We start from the raw sequence: 16,305 nt of genomic DNA, 5'->3' as shown, positions 1-16,305 counted from the left end.
AGTGGGAACGTGCGAGGAGCGGGGATGAGCAGCGTGCGAGGAGTGCCGGGGTCTGGGTCCAGGCCGGGGCCGGGGTCGAGCGGCGATCCGGTGATCGAGCTGAGCGGGGTGAGCCGCCACTACGAGGGCGCGCGGGCGGCACTGGACGGGGTGACGCTGAGCGTACGGGTGGGGGAGTCGGTGGCCGTGCTCGGCCCGTCCGGGAGCGGCAAGTCCACGCTGCTGAACCTGGTGGCCGGGCTGGACCGGCCGAGCGCCGGGACGGTCACCGTGGCCGGGGTCCGGGTGGACCGGCTGGGGGAGGCGGCCTCGGCCCGCTACCGGCGCGGCACGATCGGCATGGTGTTCCAGTTCTTCAACCTGCTGGATGACCTCACCGTCGCCGACAACGTGGTGCTGGCCGGGGAGCTGGCCGGGGTCCCGCGCGCCGAGGCCCGGCGCCGGGCCGCGCAGCTGCTGGAGTCGCTCGGCATCGACCGGCACGCCCGCGCCCACCCGGGCCGGCTCTCCGGCGGTGAGCGCCAACGTGTCGCGGTGGCAAGGGCGTTGATGAATCGGCCGACGGTGTTGCTGGCCGACGAGCCGACCGGTGCGCTGGACTCGGCCTCGGGCGAGGACGTCAAGGAGCTGTTCCGGGAGCTGCACCAGGACGGCCAGACCGTCCTGATCGTCACCCACGACCTGACGCTGGCCGAGGACTGCGCGACCCGCACGGTCCGGATGCGCGACGGACGGGTCGAGGCGGACTGGGCGGCAGCCCCGGCGGTGGGCGCATGAGCGCGCTCGGAAGGGTGGTGCGCGCCGGCGTCCGGCGGCGCCGGACGCAGTCGGTCGCGGTCGGCCTGGCCGCCCTGGTGGCCACCACCAGCTCCGTCCTCGGCGGCTCGCTGCTGGTCGCCTCCCAGGCCCCCTTCGACCGCGCCTTCGACGGCCGGCACGGCGCCCACCTCACCGCGCGCTTCGACGGCACCCGGGCGGACGCCGACCGGCTCGCCGCCACCGCGCACGCCGCCGGGGTGACGGCCGCCGCCGGGCCGTTCCGCACCGTCACGGTCGACCCCGAGCCGGGCCCGGACTCCGGCGTCCCGGCCGGGGTGACCATGGCCCCGATGACCGTCACCGGCCGTGCCGCCCCGGCCGCCGGGGACATCGACGACGTCGAGCTTCTGCAGGGAAGTTGGCCGACCCGGCCGGGCGAGGTGGTGATCGACTCCGGGTACCGGGACCAGGAGCTGGAGACCGGTGCCACCCTGCGCCTGCCCGGTCTGCCGGGGGCACCGACGCTGCGGATCGTCGGCCGGGCCCGGTCCGTCAGCCGTACCTCCGACGCCTGGGTGACGCCCGACGGCATCACCGCGCTCACGGCGTCGGGCAGCACTCCCGGCTACGAGATGCTCTACCGCTTCGCGCAGGCCGGCACCGCCGACGCGATGGCCGTCGACCGGGCCGCCGTCACCGCCGCCGCCCCCGCCGGCTCGCTGACCGGCGCGCAGTCCTGGCTCACCGCCAAGCAGGGCTCCGACCGCAACACCGCGCTGTTCCTGCCGTTCATGGTCGCCTTCGGGCTGCTCGGCCTCGCGATGTCGGTCCTGGTGGCGGGGAACGTGGTGGCCGGCGCGGTCGGCACCGCGACCCGACGGATCGGCGTGCTCAAGGCCCTCGGCTGCACCCCCGCCCAGGTGGTGCGGGCGTACGTCGCCCAGGCGCTGGTCCCGGCCGGCGCCGGCACCCTGTTCGGGGTGGTCGCCGGCAACCTGCTGACCGTCCCGGTGCTCGCCACCACCGGGCAGCTGTACGGCACCGACACCTCCGGCATCGCCCCCTGGGTGGACCTCGCGGTGGCGGGCAGCACCCTCGCCGCCGTCGCCCTGGTCGCCTGGGCGGCCGCCGCCCGGGCCGGACGGCTGCGCACGGTGGACGCGCTGGCCGTCGGCCGTACGGCGGGCGGCACCCGGCGGGACGCGGTCGCCCGGCGCGCCGCCGCACTGGCCGCCCGGCTGCCGCTGCCCCGGCCGCTGAGCCTCGGCCTGGCCCAGCCCTTCGCCCGCCCGGCCCGGGCCGCCGGCATGCTCGCGGCGGTGCTGTTCGGCACGGCGGCGGCGGCCTTCGCGACGGGCATGGGCGGCACGATGACCTGGGTGCAGGAGGCGAAGAACCACGACGTCTCGGACGTCTTCGTGCACCCCCAGCGGCCCGGCGTCTCGCCCGCGCTCTGGTCGGCCCCTGTGGCCCGGCCGGAAGCGGCCGACCCGGCCGCCGTCACCGCCGCCCTGACCGCCCAGCCCGGCACCGCCGCCTACTACGGCACCGGCGTCGAGGACGTCACCGTGCCCGGCGTCGCCGGGAACACCACGGTGACCGCCTTCACCGGCGACAGCGGCCGGGCCGGCTACCGGATGGTGTCCGGCCGCTGGTACCGGGGCCCGGGGGAGGCCGTCGCCCCCGCCACCTTCCTCAGCGAGGCCTCGGCGAGGATCGGCGACCAGGTCACCTTCACGGACCACGGCCGCCCGGTCACCGTCCGGATCGTCGGCGAGGTCTTCGACCCGCACGTCCAGACCAACGAGCTCTTCACCGACGCCGCCACCTTCCCGGCCGGCACGGTCCCGAAGCCGGACGTCTGGTTCGTCACGCTCAAGGACGGCACCGACCGCGCCGCCTACGCGACCGCCCTCGGCCGCGCGCTCGCCCCGGTGCACATGAGCGCCGAGGCCGGCGGGCCGTCCGGCTCCAGCGACATGATCCTCGCGATGAGGTCCCTCACCGCGACGCTGACCGCGCTGCTGGTCGCCGTCGCCGGGCTCGGGGTGTTCAACACCGTCGTCCTGGAGGTCCGGGAACGGCGGCGGGACACCGGCGTCACCAAGGCGATCGGCATGACCCCGCCGCAGACCGTGGGCACGGTGCTCGCCTCGGTGCTCCTGGTCGGCGCCGTCGGCGGCGCGGTCGGCCTGCCCGTCGGCCTGCTGCTGCACCGGGTCACCGTGCCCGCGATGGGCCACTCCGCCGGGCTGAACTTCCCGGCCGCGGCACTGGACGTCCTCGGCACCCCGCAGCTGGTGGTGCTCGGCCTGGGCGGCGTACTGATCGCCCTGCTCGGGGCGCTGGTGCCGGCCGTACGGGCGGCGCGGGCGCGGACGGTGGACGCCCTGCGGGCGGAGTGACGGCGGGGGCGGGAGGCTCAGGCGCCGTCCGGGGCCCGGCCGTTCCCCTCCTGCCGCTCCGCCGCCTTCTCGGCCGCCCGCTGCTCCTCGGCCTTCTTCTCCGCGGCCCGGACCTGCTCGGTGAAGGTGTGCGCGTCGATCCGCTCGACGCTGGCACCGTGCCGGGCGGCCAGCTCGTCGGCCGGGCCGGGGGAGGCCTCCCGCAGCTCCAGGACGATCAGCACGCCGCCGTCCGGCACCCGGGTGGAGAGCACGATCAGGGCGGCGCCGGCCTCGGTCGCGTACCGCTCCTCCGCCGCGTTGCCCAGGGCCGCGCCCGCCGCGAAGCCCAGCAGCACGCCGATCGGCCCGCCGAGCAGCCCGACCACCCCGCCGAGCAGCCCCGACCCGACGGTGGCCACGCCCGCACCCCGGGTGAAGGTGTCCCTGACCTCCAGCACCCCCTCGGTGCTGCGCTCCAGCGCGGCCGCGACCCGCAGACCCGGCAGGTGCTCCGCCTCGTCGAAGGCGGGGCGCCAGCCGGCGGCGTCGGGGAAGGTCAGCAGGACGGCGTTGTGCTGCTCGCTCATCGCACTCCGATCGGGCCGGGACCGGCGGTGGCCGGGCTTCCATCGTGACCCTCGGTACAGGCCGGTGCCACAGGAACGGCGCACTCGAACCCCGGCCGGGTGGCGTCCGGCCGGGGTTCAGCCCTCGGGCCGGTTGAAGAGCGGCCCCAGGTCCGGCGGGAGGTGCTCGACCACCAGGGCGACGGCCTCCTCGGGGCTGGTCGGGCTGCCGAGCACGTCGAGGCTGAACGGGCGGCGGACGCGGTAGATCCCGTTCCCCATCGGGTCGGTGAACGGGATGCCCTCATGGGTCCACGGCCAGTGCGTCGACAGGCTGAAGCACAGGGTGTAGTGGCTGGTCCAGAGGTAGAGCCGGCGCAGCCTCGGCTCGGCGTACACGGCCCGGAGCAGGCGCAGCTGGTCGTCGATCGCGCTGCCGGGACCGCGCCCGTTCGCCAGCTTGCGCCACTCCGAAGCCCGGATCTTGTTCTGCCAGTTGGCCTCCGCAGCGGCCTCCGGTCCGATCGCGCGGGCGGCGGCGACGTCCAGCATGACGGGCTTGGGCGGAAGGTCCTTCAGATCGTCGGATCGCATGCCTGAGAGTCTGCCCTGGCCCCTCCCGGAATCGAACACCAGCAGCTCCGATGATCGGCCGCCACTGACCGGGGCCAGCCCGCCGACCCGCTGGCCCCGGTCGGCGGGTCGGGGGTCAGTGCGTGGCGCGTGCCGTGGCGCGCAGTCGGCGCCAGGTGCGGCCGACGGACCCCAGCCCGGGGCGCCCGGTGCCGGGCCCGCCGGTCTCCCAGGCCCGGGCCGTCTCGGCGAAGCTCTCCGGCCGGGTCGGCGTCGCGGGCGGCAGCGACGCGGCCCGGGCGGCGAGCAGCAGGTCTTCCGGTCCGATCGTGTCGAGCCGCTCCCGGGCCTGGCCGAGCAGTGTGCCGCAGGCGTCGGCGATCGCGGCCTGGCCCAGTGGGCGGGCCGGGAGGGCCGGCCCTTCGGCCAGTTGTTGCGCGAGGGCCGTCCGCAGGTCCTGCAGGGAGAGGTCGCGGATGGTGAGCGACAGGTGGGCGGACAGTCCGGCGGCGCCCACCGCACGGTGCGCGAAGCCGCGCGGGACGTAGAGCAGGTCGCCGGGTTCGAGGACGCGGTGGAGGCGTTGCGGGGAGCGTTCGTCGTCCGGGAGTTCTCCCAGGGACCAGTCCGCCGCGGCCGGCGCGTCGTGGACGTACCAGGTCTTGCGTCCGGCCGCCTGGAGGACGAACACGTCGGCGTCGTCGCGGTGCACCGCGAGGCCCTGGCCGCCGGCCGGGGTGAGGAAGAAGAACGCCTCCACGCGCCGGCCGAGTTCCTCGGACAGCCGGGCCACCAGCTCGCCCGTCGGGCGGTGCCACTGGTCGACGCACCGCAGCAGCAGCGTCGCCCCGGCGCGCAACCGCTCGATGACCTTCGCGCGGTCGGCGAAGCCCTCGTGCGTCACGCCGTTGACCACGCGTGAGGTGGTGTAGGCCTCGGTCGGGACGGTCACCTTGTCGGAGCGGACCATCTCCAGGTAGGGGGTGCGCAGCAACCCTCCGTCGAAGGCGGCGTCCAGCGCGTCGAGGTCGAACGGCGGGGCGAGGGCCTCCGGGGTGAAGACCGCGGGCTCGCGCTGCCACTGGCGGCCGGTGAAGGTCTCGATGTCGCCGACCCAGTCGGCCAGCGTGGGCGATTCCATGATGTGTCCCGTGGTGTCAGGGTGTTCGGTGCTCGCGGCCGGCGGTCTCCGCCCGCTGCCGCCGGGTCATCTCCCCGCCGCCTCGAACCGTGTCGCCGCCTCGAACCGTACGGAGAGCAGGGAGCGCAGGGGGACGGGTGCGTCGTGGCGCGGGCCGCGGATGACGAGGCCGCTGTCGAAGGCGACGGTCAGCAGCCGCTCGGCCAGGGGGACGACCAGGTGCTTGGCCCAGCAGCGCGCGCCGTCGAAGCCGAAGGGCATGAACGCGGGCGTCTTCTCCGGGTCTGCGACCCCGGCCCACCGCTCGGGCCGGAACTCCAGCGGGTCGGACCAGTGGTCCGGGTCGCGGTGCATCAGGAGCGGGAAGAGCGCCACGTCGTCCGTGGGGCGGATCTCGGGGTGCAGCGCGGTGTACGCCTCCCCGCCCGTGCGCCACAGCATCCACGCGGGCGGCAGCAGGCGCAGGGTCTCCCACAGGGCGGAGGTGGGGTCGGCGGGGGCGGTCTCCCGGCCTCCGTGCTGCCGCAGCAGCCACAGGGCGTTGCCGGCCAGTGCGGCCACGCCGTCGCAGAGGGTGGCGGTCGCCCGCCGGTACATCGCGACGGCCTGCTTGCGGTCCAGGGGGTCGGAGGCGCCGCGGATCAGCTCGGCCAGTGCGGTCGACCCGGCCCCGTTCCCATCCCCACCCCCGGGGCCCGGCCAGACGGTGACGGCCCGGTCGACGATCCGGGAGAGGGCGTCGGAGCGCGTGATGCCGCGTTTCGACAGCAGGGAGACCGGCAGGGGGTCGGAGGAGAAGAGCCAGCGGCGCAGGTAGGAGGTGGGCGCGTAGGGCCAGGCGCCGGACAGCCCGCGGGCCGGGGGCGGCGGCGTCCGGATGCCCGCCATGACGTCCTGCCCGAGCGCCCGGATCGTCCGGGTCGCGCTGTCGTGCGGGATGTCGGCTCCCGCGGCGGGCTTGTAGACCGAGCGCTCCGTGGACAGCACGGGGCGCGCCGCGACGATTTCGGCGGTCAGCCGGTGGTCGGAGACGCCGACCGTGGTGGCGTCGATCCGGAATACCTTTTCGGTCCGCTCCAGCAGGTCCCGGATCCTCGGGGCATAGACGAGGGAATGGCCGAGCACGGCGGCCGGCGCCATTTCTTCCACGAGAATCCCGCCTTTATCGGAATGGCGATGACATGCGTAGTGCGCCGCGTCGCCGGGCGGAGGGGGCGGCTCGGCCGCGCCGCGCCCCCGCCCGGCGACGGTGCGTCAGATGACGTGCAGGACCCACGCGTGGGCGGCGAGGTCCTCGTCCTTCTTGAACTTCTTGACGATCGCCTTGAACATCTTCATGGCTGTCCCCATTTCCGTGGTTTCGGGCGCGACACGGCAGTCGCACCTCGATCGTGAGGCGAATTCGGAATTCCGCTGGCGGACTCCGGATGCGCTTCATCCGTCCCTGGACCATAACCGACCGTTCGACGATTTGACACCCCTCGGACAGCCGTTGATCGCATCTCTTCGCAATATTGACGGCCGATATTTGGGGGAATTGTTATAACCCCGCCCCGGCACGTCCGTGGATGGGGGAACATGGCGGTATGGAGCTGAGGATCGAGGCCACCGACCTGCCCGGCCGTGAGTGCGGCGCCACACCGGGCGACCCGGAGTACCGGGACGTCCACGTCGCCGTCCAGCGCCGGGGGAAGCCGGGCGAGCTGCTGGACCCGCAACCCGGGGACGCGGCGCGGGCGGGCTGGTCACTGGAGTGCGCGACGAAGCCGCTGCCGGACGGCGGGGTGGACATCAGCGGGCGGTACGTCCAGGGCGGCCCGGGCGGGCGGTTCGTCTACCTGAACTGGGTGGCGAGGGACGGGGGCGACTGGACGATGTTCCGCCGGGCGAAGCTGCTGCTGGAGGAGATCGACCGGGACACCGCCCGGGAGGCCGCCCGTACCGGCCTCCTGGTCGCCCGACTCGGCCTGACCGACGTCAAGGGGCACCCGCTGTGCGCCGCCGTCCGCCCCCCGCTGGTCACCTGGTCGCCGGCGTAGGCGGGTGTGGCGTAGGTGGGGAAAACGGGAAGGGCCCCGCGTCGCCGCGGGGCCCTCCGGTACCGGTCGTGCAGGGGCGGTCAGTTGTACGTCGTGGTGACGGTGACGCCGCTGAAGGCCTGCTGGCCGTAGAGGCTGAAGTAGACCCAGCCGGACGGCGGGTTGGCGATGGTGAGGGTCTCGCCGTTGCCGCCGGCGGTGGACTTGGCCCGGTAGGAGCCGGTGGTGGCCCACGCGCCGCCGTTGTAGTAGAGGTCGGCGTTGCCGGTGCCGCCGCTGGTGGTGACGGTCAGCTGCTGCACGCCGGCCGGGAGGTACAGGAAGCTGTAGCTGTAGTTCCCGGTGGTGGCGGCCACGTTGTCGCGGCGGCAGTTCTTGTCGTACTGCCGGGCGTCGGCGGCGGTGCACAGTGGCGCCTGGGAGGTGGGCAGCGAGCCGCAGTTGTCGGCGGCGCAGGCCTTGAGCCAGGTGGCGAAGTCGGCGTCGTAGCGGGTGCCGATGGTGGTCTTGAGGATGGTGCGGGCGCCGTTCCAGTCGCCCACGCGGTACTTGGCGAGCAGGGCGTCGACGTCCTGCGGGTGCGACTGGAGCATGTAACGGACGGCCAGGTAGCCCCAGTTGTAGATCCGGGTGGAGTCCGCGTTGTCGTAGGTGCTGTCGAAGAGGGTGCTCAGCGCGTAGGTGCCCTTGCCGGCCTGGGTGACCGCGTCGTCGTAGTGGACGCCCCGGTAGCTGTAGGAGACGTACTCGGCGAGGCCCTCGACCCACCAGATGGTCGGGGTGGTCATGCCGGCGTCGAAGTCGCCGTAGAAGTCGTAGCGGCCGTCGAGGTAGTGGGTGTACTCGTGGTTGAGGTTCCAGATCTGGAACTGGGGGCGCAGCCAGGAGGCCTCGTGGGCGATGAAGCGGGCCTGGTTGCCGGCCGCGTTGGGCTTGCCCTCCTCGTACATGCCGCCGTTGTCCACGGCGATGTGGTACATCTCCCAGGCGTACAGGCTGTAGTTGTAGTAGTCGTCGAAGACGACGACCTCCAGGCTGGTGTTGTTGTCGTCGGCGACCGGGCCGCCGTCCTTGACCAGCTTGTGGAAGAACGCGTCCTGGTTGACCAGGCTGGTGCAGGTGTCGGCGAGCTGCTGCGCGGTCATGTCCTGGGCGCGGATGCGCAGGTTGGCGTTGCAGGTGTGGTCGACGGTGAGCACGAGCGGGACGAGCCGGGTGGGCACGTCACAGGTGCCGTAGTACGAGCAGTTGCCGGCGTCCTTGTTCTCCGCGAACCAGAGCAGGTTCATGGTGAGCGGCCCGGTGTTGCCGACCAGCGGGTAGCGGTTGATCAGGTCCTTGAGGATCGGACGGCCCTGGGCGCGCAGCGCGGTGTTGGCGACCAGGTTGCCGAGCTCCATGCCGATGCCGGTCACCATGTCGGAGCCGTTGAGCTGGGAGCTGTTGCGGGTGACGAAGGACTGCACTGTGGTGGCGAAGGACGGGTCGGCCTGGAGCGCGGCGGTGAAGGCCGGCAGGTCGAAGCCGCGCTCGATGACGGTCTTGGTGTTGGCGACGGCGGCGGCCATCGAGCCGGACCAGGACGGGGTGTAGTCGGTCAGCAGCCGCTTGACGACGCCGGTGTAGCGGGCGTTCTCCTGGGCGCTGTCGATCAGGGTGACGGCCTCGGCGAGGGTGGCGCCGTTGGCCTCGGTGACGTCCTTGCTGTGCGGGGTGGCGAAGAAGGCGTCCAGCGCGCCGCGGGCGGCGGTCTGCAGGGTGGTGCCGTACGCGCCGACGACGTCCGGGTGGTTCCACTGGACGTAGTAGCCGGCGCGCAGGAAGAGCACCAGCTCGCCGGCCGCGGTGGAGTCGTCGCCGGGGTAGGTGGCGGCGGTGTCGCGCAGGGCGTTGGCGACGCTGACCATCTGGGCCTCGTTGAACGCGGCCTTGGCGTCGTTGCCGGTCAGCGTGAACAGCGTGTTGACGCAGTCGAGTCCGGCGGCCTTGACCTTCTGGACCAGCGCGGCACCGGAGTTGCCGGTGAACGCGGAGACGTCGCAGGCGTTGGCGGCGGCCGAGAGCTGCTTCGCCGTCCGGGCGCCGACGGTGCTGCCCGCCGTCGGGGCGGTGGCCTTGGCCTGCGGGTCCGAGGCGAGCGGGCGGGCGTCCTTCGGGGTGTCGGGCGACTTGGGGACGGGGATCGCCCGCGGCGCGGCGGCCTTGGCGGCGGGCGCGGCCGGCTTGCCCGACGGGGTGGGGGCGGGGGCGGCGTGGGCCTGGGGCGCGAAGAGTCCGAGGGCGAGGAAGAAGGCGGCGCCGAGCGCAGGGAGTCTGCGCGCGTTCGCCTTCGCTATCCGGAAGGGACGCATGGGTGGGGGCCTCCGGGGCCGTTGAGGGTCGTCGTGCGGTGATTGGGGCGCACGGGTTCCTGATGTGTGACATGTAAAATGGCACACAGGTTGACGCGAAGGGAAGCCCCCGGGAACGGATTTGTTGTCAGGCCTCGGTGCGGGCCCGCGCTCTGAGATGCCGGCTGCTGCGACCAGTGTGCCCGACGGGGTGTGAGGAATAAGCAGGAGCCCATGCTTCGTTCCTGCAAGTCATACGCAATAGTGTTGTCCCGGCACGATCAGCATCGTTCAACCCGCCGAAAGGGGCCGTGTCCTGATGGGCACCTACACGCTTCCCGACCTCCCGTACGACTACTCCGCGCTCGAGCGGGCCATGTCGGCCGAGATCCTGGAGCTGCACCACTCCAAGCACCACGCCGCCTACGTCAAGGGCGCCAACGACACCCTGGAGCAGCTCGCCGAGGCGCGCGACAAGGAGCAGTTCGGCGGCCTGGTCGGCCTGCAGAAGACCTTCGCCTTCCACCTGTCCGGCCACGTGCTGCACTCGCTGTTCTGGGAGAACCTCTCCCCGGAGGGCGGCGACCGCCCCGAGGGCGAGCTCGCCGACGCCATCACCGAGCACTTCGGCGGCTTCGAGGCCTTCAAGAAGCAGCTCACCACCGCCACCACCGGCGTCCAGGGCTCCGGCTGGGGCATCCTCTCCTGGGAGCCGCTCGGGCAGCGCCTGATCGTCGAGCAGGTCTACGACCACCACGGCAACGTCGGCCAGGGCACCACCCCGCTGCTGGCCTTCGACGCCTGGGAGCACGCCTACTACCTGCAGTACCGCAACGTCCGCCCCGACTACGTCACCCGCCTGTGGGACGTCGTCAACTGGCAGGACGTGTCGGCCCGCTTCGCGGCCGTCAAGAGCGTCTGATCACCCCATCAGGTGACACGAAGGCCCCGGACCGGTCGGGCGGTCCGGGGCCTGTCGTCGTTTCCAGCCCTCGTGCCCGGGCTCAGGGGGCGCCGAAGAAGGCGTCCAGGAGGTGCTGGGCGGCGAGGCCGGCGGGGAGGGTGCCGGCGCGGACCCGGGCTTCCAGGTCGGGGGCGAGGCGGCGGACCTCGGGGTGTTCGTGGAGGCGGGCGTAGAGCTGGTCGTGGACCATGGCCCAGGTCCATTCGACCTGCTGGTCGCGGCGCTTGGCGGCCAGGGCGCCGGTGGCGTCGAGGACCTTGCGGTGCTGCTGGAGGCGTTCCCAGAGGACGTCGAGGCCGGTGTTGTCGAGGCCGCTGCAGGTCAGGACGGGCGGGGTCCAGGCGGCGTCGGGGGCCTGCAGCAGCCGCAGGGCGCCGGCGAGTTCGCGGGCGGCGGCCTTGGCGTCGCGTTCGTGCGGCCCGTCGGCCTTGTTGACGGCGATGACGTCGGCGAGTTCCAGGACGCCCTTCTTGATCCCCTGGAGCTGGTCGCCGGTGCGGGCGAGGCTGAGGAGGAGGAAGGTGTCGACCATGCCGGCGACGGCGGTCTCGGACTGGCCCACGCCGACCGTTTCGATGAGGACGACGTCGTAGCCGGCCGCTTCCATCACGACCATGGACTCGCGGGTGGCCTTGGCGACGCCGCCCAGGGTGCCGGAGGTGGGGGAGGGGCGGACGAAGGCGTGCGGGTCGACGGCGAGGCGTTCCATCCGGGTCTTGTCGCCGAGGATGGAGCCGCCGGTGCGGCTGGAGGTGGGGTCGACGGCGAGGACCGCGACCCGGTGGCCGAGCCCGGTGAGCATGGTGCCGAAGGAGTCGATGAAGGTCGACTTGCCGACACCGGGCACCCCGGTGATGCCGACCCGGACCGCCCCGCCCGCGTGCGGCAGCAGCCGCTGGAGCAGCTGCTGCGCGAGCACGCGGTGGTCGGGCCGGGTGGATTCGACGAGGGTGACGGCTCGCGCGATCCAGGCGCGCGAGCCGTCGAGGACGCCGGTCGCGTAGCTGTCGAGGTCGATCGTCCGGGGTGGCATCCTTCAGCGACCCCGGTTCACAGCTCGTGGCCGAGTTCGGCGGCCAGTGCCGTCAGCAGGTCGTGCGCGGCGTCGGGGATGACCGTGCCGGGGCCGAACACGGCTGCCGCGCCGGCCTCGTAGAGCGCGTCGAAGTCCTGCGGGGGGATGACCCCGCCGACGACGATGGTGATGTCCTCGCGGCCGGCGGCGGCGAGCTCGGCGCGCAGGGCGGGCACCAGGGTGAGGTGGCCGGCGGCGAGGGAGGAGACGCCGACGATGTGGACGTCGGCCTCGACGGCCTGGCGGGCGACCTCGGCCGGGGTCTGGAACAGCGGGCCGACGTCGACGGTGAAGCCGAGGTCGGCGAAGGCGGTGGCGATGACCTTCTGGCCGCGGTCGTGGCCGTCCTGGCCCATCTTGGCGACCAGGATGCGGGGCCGGCGGCCCTCGGCCCGCTCGAACCGCTCGACCAGGTCGCGGGTGCGCTGGAGGGAGGCCGACGGGCCCGCTTCGTCTCGGTACACACCGGAGATGGTACGGATCTGGCCGGAGTGGCGGCCGTACACCTTCTCCAGGGCGTCCGAGATCTCGCCGACGGTGGCCTTGGCCCGGGCCGCGTTGACGGCGAGGTGCAGCAGGTTGCCGTCGAGGGAGCCGCCGCGCTGCGGGCCGGCTTCGGCGGCCCGGGTGAGCGCGTTCAGGGCGTCCTGGGTGGCGGTCTCGTCGCGCTCCTCGCGGAGGCGGCGGAGCTTCTCGATCTGCCGGGCGCGGACCGCGGAGTTGTCGACCTTGAGGACGTCGATCTGCTCGTCGCTCTCGACCCGGTACTTGTTGACGCCGATGACCGGCTGGCGGCCGGAGTCGATGCGCGCCTGGGTGCGGGCGGCGGCCTCCTCGACGCGCATCTTGGGGATGCCGGCGTCGATGGCCTTGGCCATGCCGCCGGCGGCCTCGACCTCCTGGATGTGCTGCCAGGCGCGGGCGGCGAGGTCGTTGGTCAGCTTCTCGACGTAGGCGGAGCCGCCCCACGGGTCGATGACCCGGCAGGTGCCGGACTCCTGCTGGAGTAGCAGCTGGGTGTTGCGGGCGATCCGCGCGGAGAAGTCGGTGGGCAGGGCGAGCGCCTCGTCGAGGGCGTTGGTGTGCAGCGACTGGGTGTGGCCCTGGGTGGCGGCCATCGCCTCCACGCAGGTACGGGTGACGTTGTTGAACACGTCCTGGGCGGTGAGCGACCAGCCGGAGGTCTGCGAATGGGTGCGCAGCGACAGGGACTTGGGGTTCTTCGGGTCGAACTGCTTGACCAGCTTGGCCCAGAGCAGCCGGGCCGCGCGCAGCTTGGCGACCTCCATGAAGAAGTTCATGCCGATCGCCCAGAAGAAGGAGAGCCGCGGCGCGAAGGCGTCGACGTCCAGGCCCACCTCCAGGCCCGCGCGCAGGTACTCCACCCCGTCGGCGAGGGTGTAGGCGAGTTCCAGGTCGGCGGTGGCCCCGGCTTCCTGGATGTGGTAGCCGGAGATGGAGATCGAGTTGTACCGGGGCATCTTCTGCGAGGTGTACGCGAAGATGTCCGAGATGATCCGCATCGACGGCTGCGGCGGGTAGATGTAGGTGTTGCGGACCATGAACTCCTTGAGGATGTCGTTCTGGATGGTCCCGGCCAGCTTCTCCGGCGGTACGCCCTGCTCCTCGGCGGCGACGATGTACAGCGCCAGGACGGGCAGCACGGCGCCGTTCATGGTCATCGAGACGGACATCCGGTCGAGCGGGATGCCGTCGAAGAGCTGGCGCATGTCGTAGATGGAGTCGATGGCGACGCCCGCCATGCCGACGTCGCCGGTGACGCGTGGGTGGTCGCTGTCGTAGCCGCGGTGGGTCGGCAGGTCGAAGGCGACGGAGAGGCCCTTCTGGCCGGCCGCGAGGTTGCGGCGGTAGAAGGCGTTGGACTCCTCGGCGGTGGAGAAGCCCGCGTACTGGCGGACGGTCCACGGCTGGTTGACGTACATGGTCGGGTACGGCCCGCGCAGGTACGGGGCGACGCCCGGGTAGGTCTCCAGGAAGTCGAGGCCGGCCAGGTCGTCGGCCGTGTACAGCGGCTTCACGCCGATGCCCTCGGGGGTGTCCCAGACCAGCTCGTCGACGTCCTTGCCGGTGGACTGCCGCCAGGCGGCCTGCCACTGGGCGTCGGTGACGCCGGCGGTCACATCGGCGGTGGTGTCGGCGGTCAGGTCGGCAGCGGTCGCGTCGCCGGCGGTGTCGCCGTCCAGCCCGATTCCGGTGAAGTCAGGGATCATCGGGCCACTCCGATCAGGTCCAGCAGGGAGGTCAGGACGGCGACCGCGTCTCCGCCCGCGTAGATGAACTCGTCCACGCCGTCGGGTACTTCGCCGGGCCGGCCGGCCAGCAGCACCTTCCGGGCACCGGCCGCCCTGAGGGCGCCGGCGACGGCCGGGGCGTGCTCGCCGTACAGGGCGTCGCTGGAGCAGAGGCAGGCGACGGTGGCGCCGGAGGCGGTGAAGGCCTCGGCGAACGCGGCCGGGTCGACGGACTCCAGCGCGGTGGTCGCGATGCCGCCAGCCTGGAACAGGTTGGCCGCGAAGGTGGTGCGGGCGGTGTGCGCGGAGGCGCCGCCGATCGAGGCGAGGAACAGCTTCGGCCGTTCGCCGGTGGCGGCGAGCGCGGCGTCGGAGCGGTCCCGCAGCGCCTCGTAGGCCTCGGCGCGGCGGACCAGCGGCAGGCCGCCGCCGGGCACGGCCGGGGCGGGCTCGCGGACCAGCGGCTGCTCGTCCAGGTGGGGGAACTCGCTGACGCCGGTGATGGGTTCGCGCCGCTTGGCGAGCTTGGCGGACCGCTCCGCCCAGGTCGCGGCGATCCGCTCCCCGACGAGGCCCGAGCCCAGCGCGGCCTGCTGCCCGCCGGCCCGCTCGATCTCCTGGAACCAGGCCCAGGCGGCCCGGGCGAGCTCCTCGCCGAGCTGCTCGACGTACCAGGAGCCGCCGGCCGGGTCGATGACCCGGGCCAGGTGGGACTCCTCCAGCAGGATCGCCTGGGTGTTGCGGGCGATCCGGCGGGCGAAGGCGTCGGGCCGGCCGACCGCGCTGTCGAAGGGCAGTACGGTGACGGCGTCGGCGCCGCCGACCCCGGCGGCCAGGCAGGCCACGGTGGTGCGCAGCATGTTCACCCACGGGTCGCGGGCGGTCATCATCACCCGGGAGGTGACGGCGTGCTGGCGCTGCGCGGAGGCCTCGGTGGACGCCCCGGAGACCTCGGCGACGCGGGCCCAGAGGCGGCGCGCGGCACGGAACTTGGCGATCGTGAGGAACTGGTCGGCGTCCGCCGCGTAGCGGAACTCCAGCTGGCCGAGCGCCTCGTCGACGGAGAGCCCGGCGGCGGTCAGCGCGCGCAGGTAGGCCACGCCCGTGGCGAGCGAGCAGCCCAGTTCCTGGGCGGGGGAGGCGCCGGCCTCGTGGTACGGCAGGGCGTCCACGGTCAGTGCCCGGACGTTCGGGTAGCCGGCGGCGCAGCGGGCGGCCAGTACGGCGGCCTCGGCGAGCAGCGCGTCGGTGCGGGCGGTGTCGCCGGTGCGGGCCTGCAGGCCCAGCGGGTCGGCGCCGAGGTTGCCGGCGGCGGAGGCGGGGGAGACCTCGCGCTGCTCGTACAGCGCGAACAACCGCGCGGCGGCGTCGGTGAATTCGGGTCCGGCGTCGAGTGCCACGGCGGCCAGGTCCAGGTACACCCCGGTCAGGGCCTCGGGCAGGGCGTCCACCGGAAGGGCCTCGCCGCCCAGTTCCAGCCAGAGTGAGCCGACACCGTGCTCCAGATCGGCCAGGACCGCCTCGTTGGCGCGCCGGCGGTCCGGGTCGGCGTGGCGCTGCCGGACGTCCCAGCCGGCGACGGCGGAGCCCTGCGGGCGGCCGCCGCGGACGAAGGGCGGGAAGCCCGGGTAGCCGGGGTCGACCGCGGTGTCCTCAGCGGTGTACAGCGGGCGTGCGGTCAGCCCGTCCTGGAGCTTGGTGGTCAGTGCCTGCTCGGCGGCGGCGCCGTCCTCGGGCTGGGCACCGGACTTGCGCAGCACGCCCTGGACGAGCTGCTGCCACTGCTCACGGTGCGCAGCCGGGAACTCGGCGGCGAGGGGGAGCCCTTCGGGCGGGACCTTCATGTCCGCAGGTTAGCGCCCGTTCGCATAGCCGCAGGAGGGGCGCCGCGTGTGACCTTTCCCTCGATTTGGCGGATTCTGAGCACTCCACGGGGCGGGGAGTGCCACGGGGTCGCCATCGACGCGATGTGAACCGTCGGCGCGGCGCCGTCCGTAGTGAACACCGATGGCACGGAACGCGATCGATGTCCCGTCATGGCTCCGTAGCGCCATGATCAGGGGGATTGCGGAACCCCACCACTCATCTATTAAGTTACTTCGTAGAAGGTGGGCGGGGCGGCATCCCCCCGTTGCTCGCCCTGCCCGCCTTCGCCCGTCCCCGGCCCCCGCGAAGCCGTCCCCCCGGACTCCGCGGATTCCCCCGAAGGAGCGCCGACC

Annotated in this window: 12 protein-coding genes; 4 read left to right on the top strand and 8 right to left on the bottom strand. The window is 73.2% G+C overall.

Going from position 1 to position 16,305, the window contains the following annotated elements; translation table 11 throughout:
- Nucleotides 1-90: 90 nt before the first annotated feature.
- The gene (locus ACYP53_RS27155; RefSeq protein WP_459649342.1) at nt 91-777 is read left to right on the top strand and encodes an ABC transporter ATP-binding protein; all 687 of its coding nucleotides are present in this window, start codon (nt 91-93) and stop codon (nt 775-777) included.
- Nucleotides 774-3,164, top strand: a complete 2,391-nt coding sequence (locus tag ACYP53_RS27150; RefSeq protein ID WP_459649341.1) for an ABC transporter permease — start codon at nt 774-776, stop codon at nt 3,162-3,164. Before ACYP53_RS27155 ends, ACYP53_RS27150 begins: the two co-directional genes overlap by 4 nt.
- Nucleotides 3,165-3,181: 17 nt before the next feature.
- Here ACYP53_RS27150 and ACYP53_RS27145 read toward each other — a convergent pair whose 3' ends face one another.
- From ACYP53_RS27145 to ACYP53_RS27130, 4 genes are all read right to left on the bottom strand, one after another.
- A complete protein-coding gene (locus tag ACYP53_RS27145) occupies nt 3,182-3,733 on the bottom strand; it encodes a hypothetical protein (protein WP_459649340.1) in 552 nt (183 codons plus the stop codon).
- A gap of 117 nt (nt 3,734-3,850) precedes the next feature.
- The gene (locus ACYP53_RS27140) at nt 3,851-4,306 is read right to left on the bottom strand and encodes a DUF6193 family natural product biosynthesis protein (protein WP_459649339.1); all 456 of its coding nucleotides are present in this window, start codon (nt 4,304-4,306) and stop codon (nt 3,851-3,853) included.
- Nucleotides 4,307-4,421: 115 nt separating this feature from the next.
- Nucleotides 4,422-5,426 (bottom strand): JmjC domain-containing protein, encoded by a 1,005-nt coding sequence (locus ACYP53_RS27135; RefSeq protein ID WP_459649338.1) that lies wholly within the window; start codon nt 5,424-5,426, stop codon nt 4,422-4,424.
- A gap of 66 nt (nt 5,427-5,492) precedes the next feature.
- Nucleotides 5,493-6,566 carry a cytochrome P450 gene (locus ACYP53_RS27130; protein WP_459649839.1) on the bottom strand — a complete coding sequence of 358 codons (1,074 nt, stop codon included), beginning with the start codon at nt 6,564-6,566 and terminating at the stop codon, nt 5,493-5,495.
- Between the two features lie 446 nt (nt 6,567-7,012).
- Here ACYP53_RS27130 and ACYP53_RS27125 point away from each other — a divergent pair, with 446 nt between their 5' ends.
- Nucleotides 7,013-7,465, top strand: coding sequence for a DUF5990 family protein (locus tag ACYP53_RS27125; protein WP_459649337.1), 453 nt, complete (start codon nt 7,013-7,015; stop codon nt 7,463-7,465).
- 80 nt (nt 7,466-7,545) lie between these two features.
- On the opposite strand, the gene ACYP53_RS27120 is transcribed toward ACYP53_RS27125, so the two are convergent.
- Nucleotides 7,546-9,816, bottom strand: coding sequence for a M9 family metallopeptidase (locus ACYP53_RS27120; protein ID WP_459649336.1), 2,271 nt, complete (start codon nt 9,814-9,816; stop codon nt 7,546-7,548).
- 298 nt (nt 9,817-10,114) lie between these two features.
- Between ACYP53_RS27120 and ACYP53_RS27115 the strand changes: the two genes are divergently transcribed.
- A complete protein-coding gene (locus ACYP53_RS27115; protein WP_459649335.1) occupies nt 10,115-10,717 on the top strand; it encodes a superoxide dismutase in 603 nt (200 codons plus the stop codon).
- A gap of 82 nt (nt 10,718-10,799) precedes the next feature.
- Here the strand turns inward: ACYP53_RS27115 and meaB are convergent, their stop codons facing one another.
- The 3 genes from meaB to ACYP53_RS27100 are packed head-to-tail and all read right to left on the bottom strand — an operon-like array spanning nt 10,800 to nt 15,930.
- Nucleotides 10,800-11,792 (bottom strand): methylmalonyl Co-A mutase-associated GTPase MeaB, encoded by a 993-nt coding sequence (meaB, locus tag ACYP53_RS27110; protein WP_459649334.1) that lies wholly within the window; start codon nt 11,790-11,792, stop codon nt 10,800-10,802.
- A gap of 17 nt (nt 11,793-11,809) precedes the next feature.
- Complete coding sequence (gene scpA, locus ACYP53_RS27105; protein WP_459649333.1) at nt 11,810-14,065, bottom strand: methylmalonyl-CoA mutase; 2,256 nt, start codon at nt 14,063-14,065, stop codon at nt 11,810-11,812.
- Nucleotides 14,062-15,930 (bottom strand): methylmalonyl-CoA mutase family protein, encoded by a 1,869-nt coding sequence (locus ACYP53_RS27100; RefSeq protein ID WP_459649332.1) that lies wholly within the window; start codon nt 15,928-15,930, stop codon nt 14,062-14,064. Before ACYP53_RS27100 ends, scpA begins: the two co-directional genes overlap by 4 nt.
- Nucleotides 15,931-16,305: the final 375 nt, after the last annotated feature.

The sequence above is a fragment of the Kitasatospora sp. Ki12 genome (genome assembly GCF_054601375.1).
Note: the sequence above shows the minus strand (reverse complement) of the source record. Positions and strands in the feature narration are given on the sequence as shown.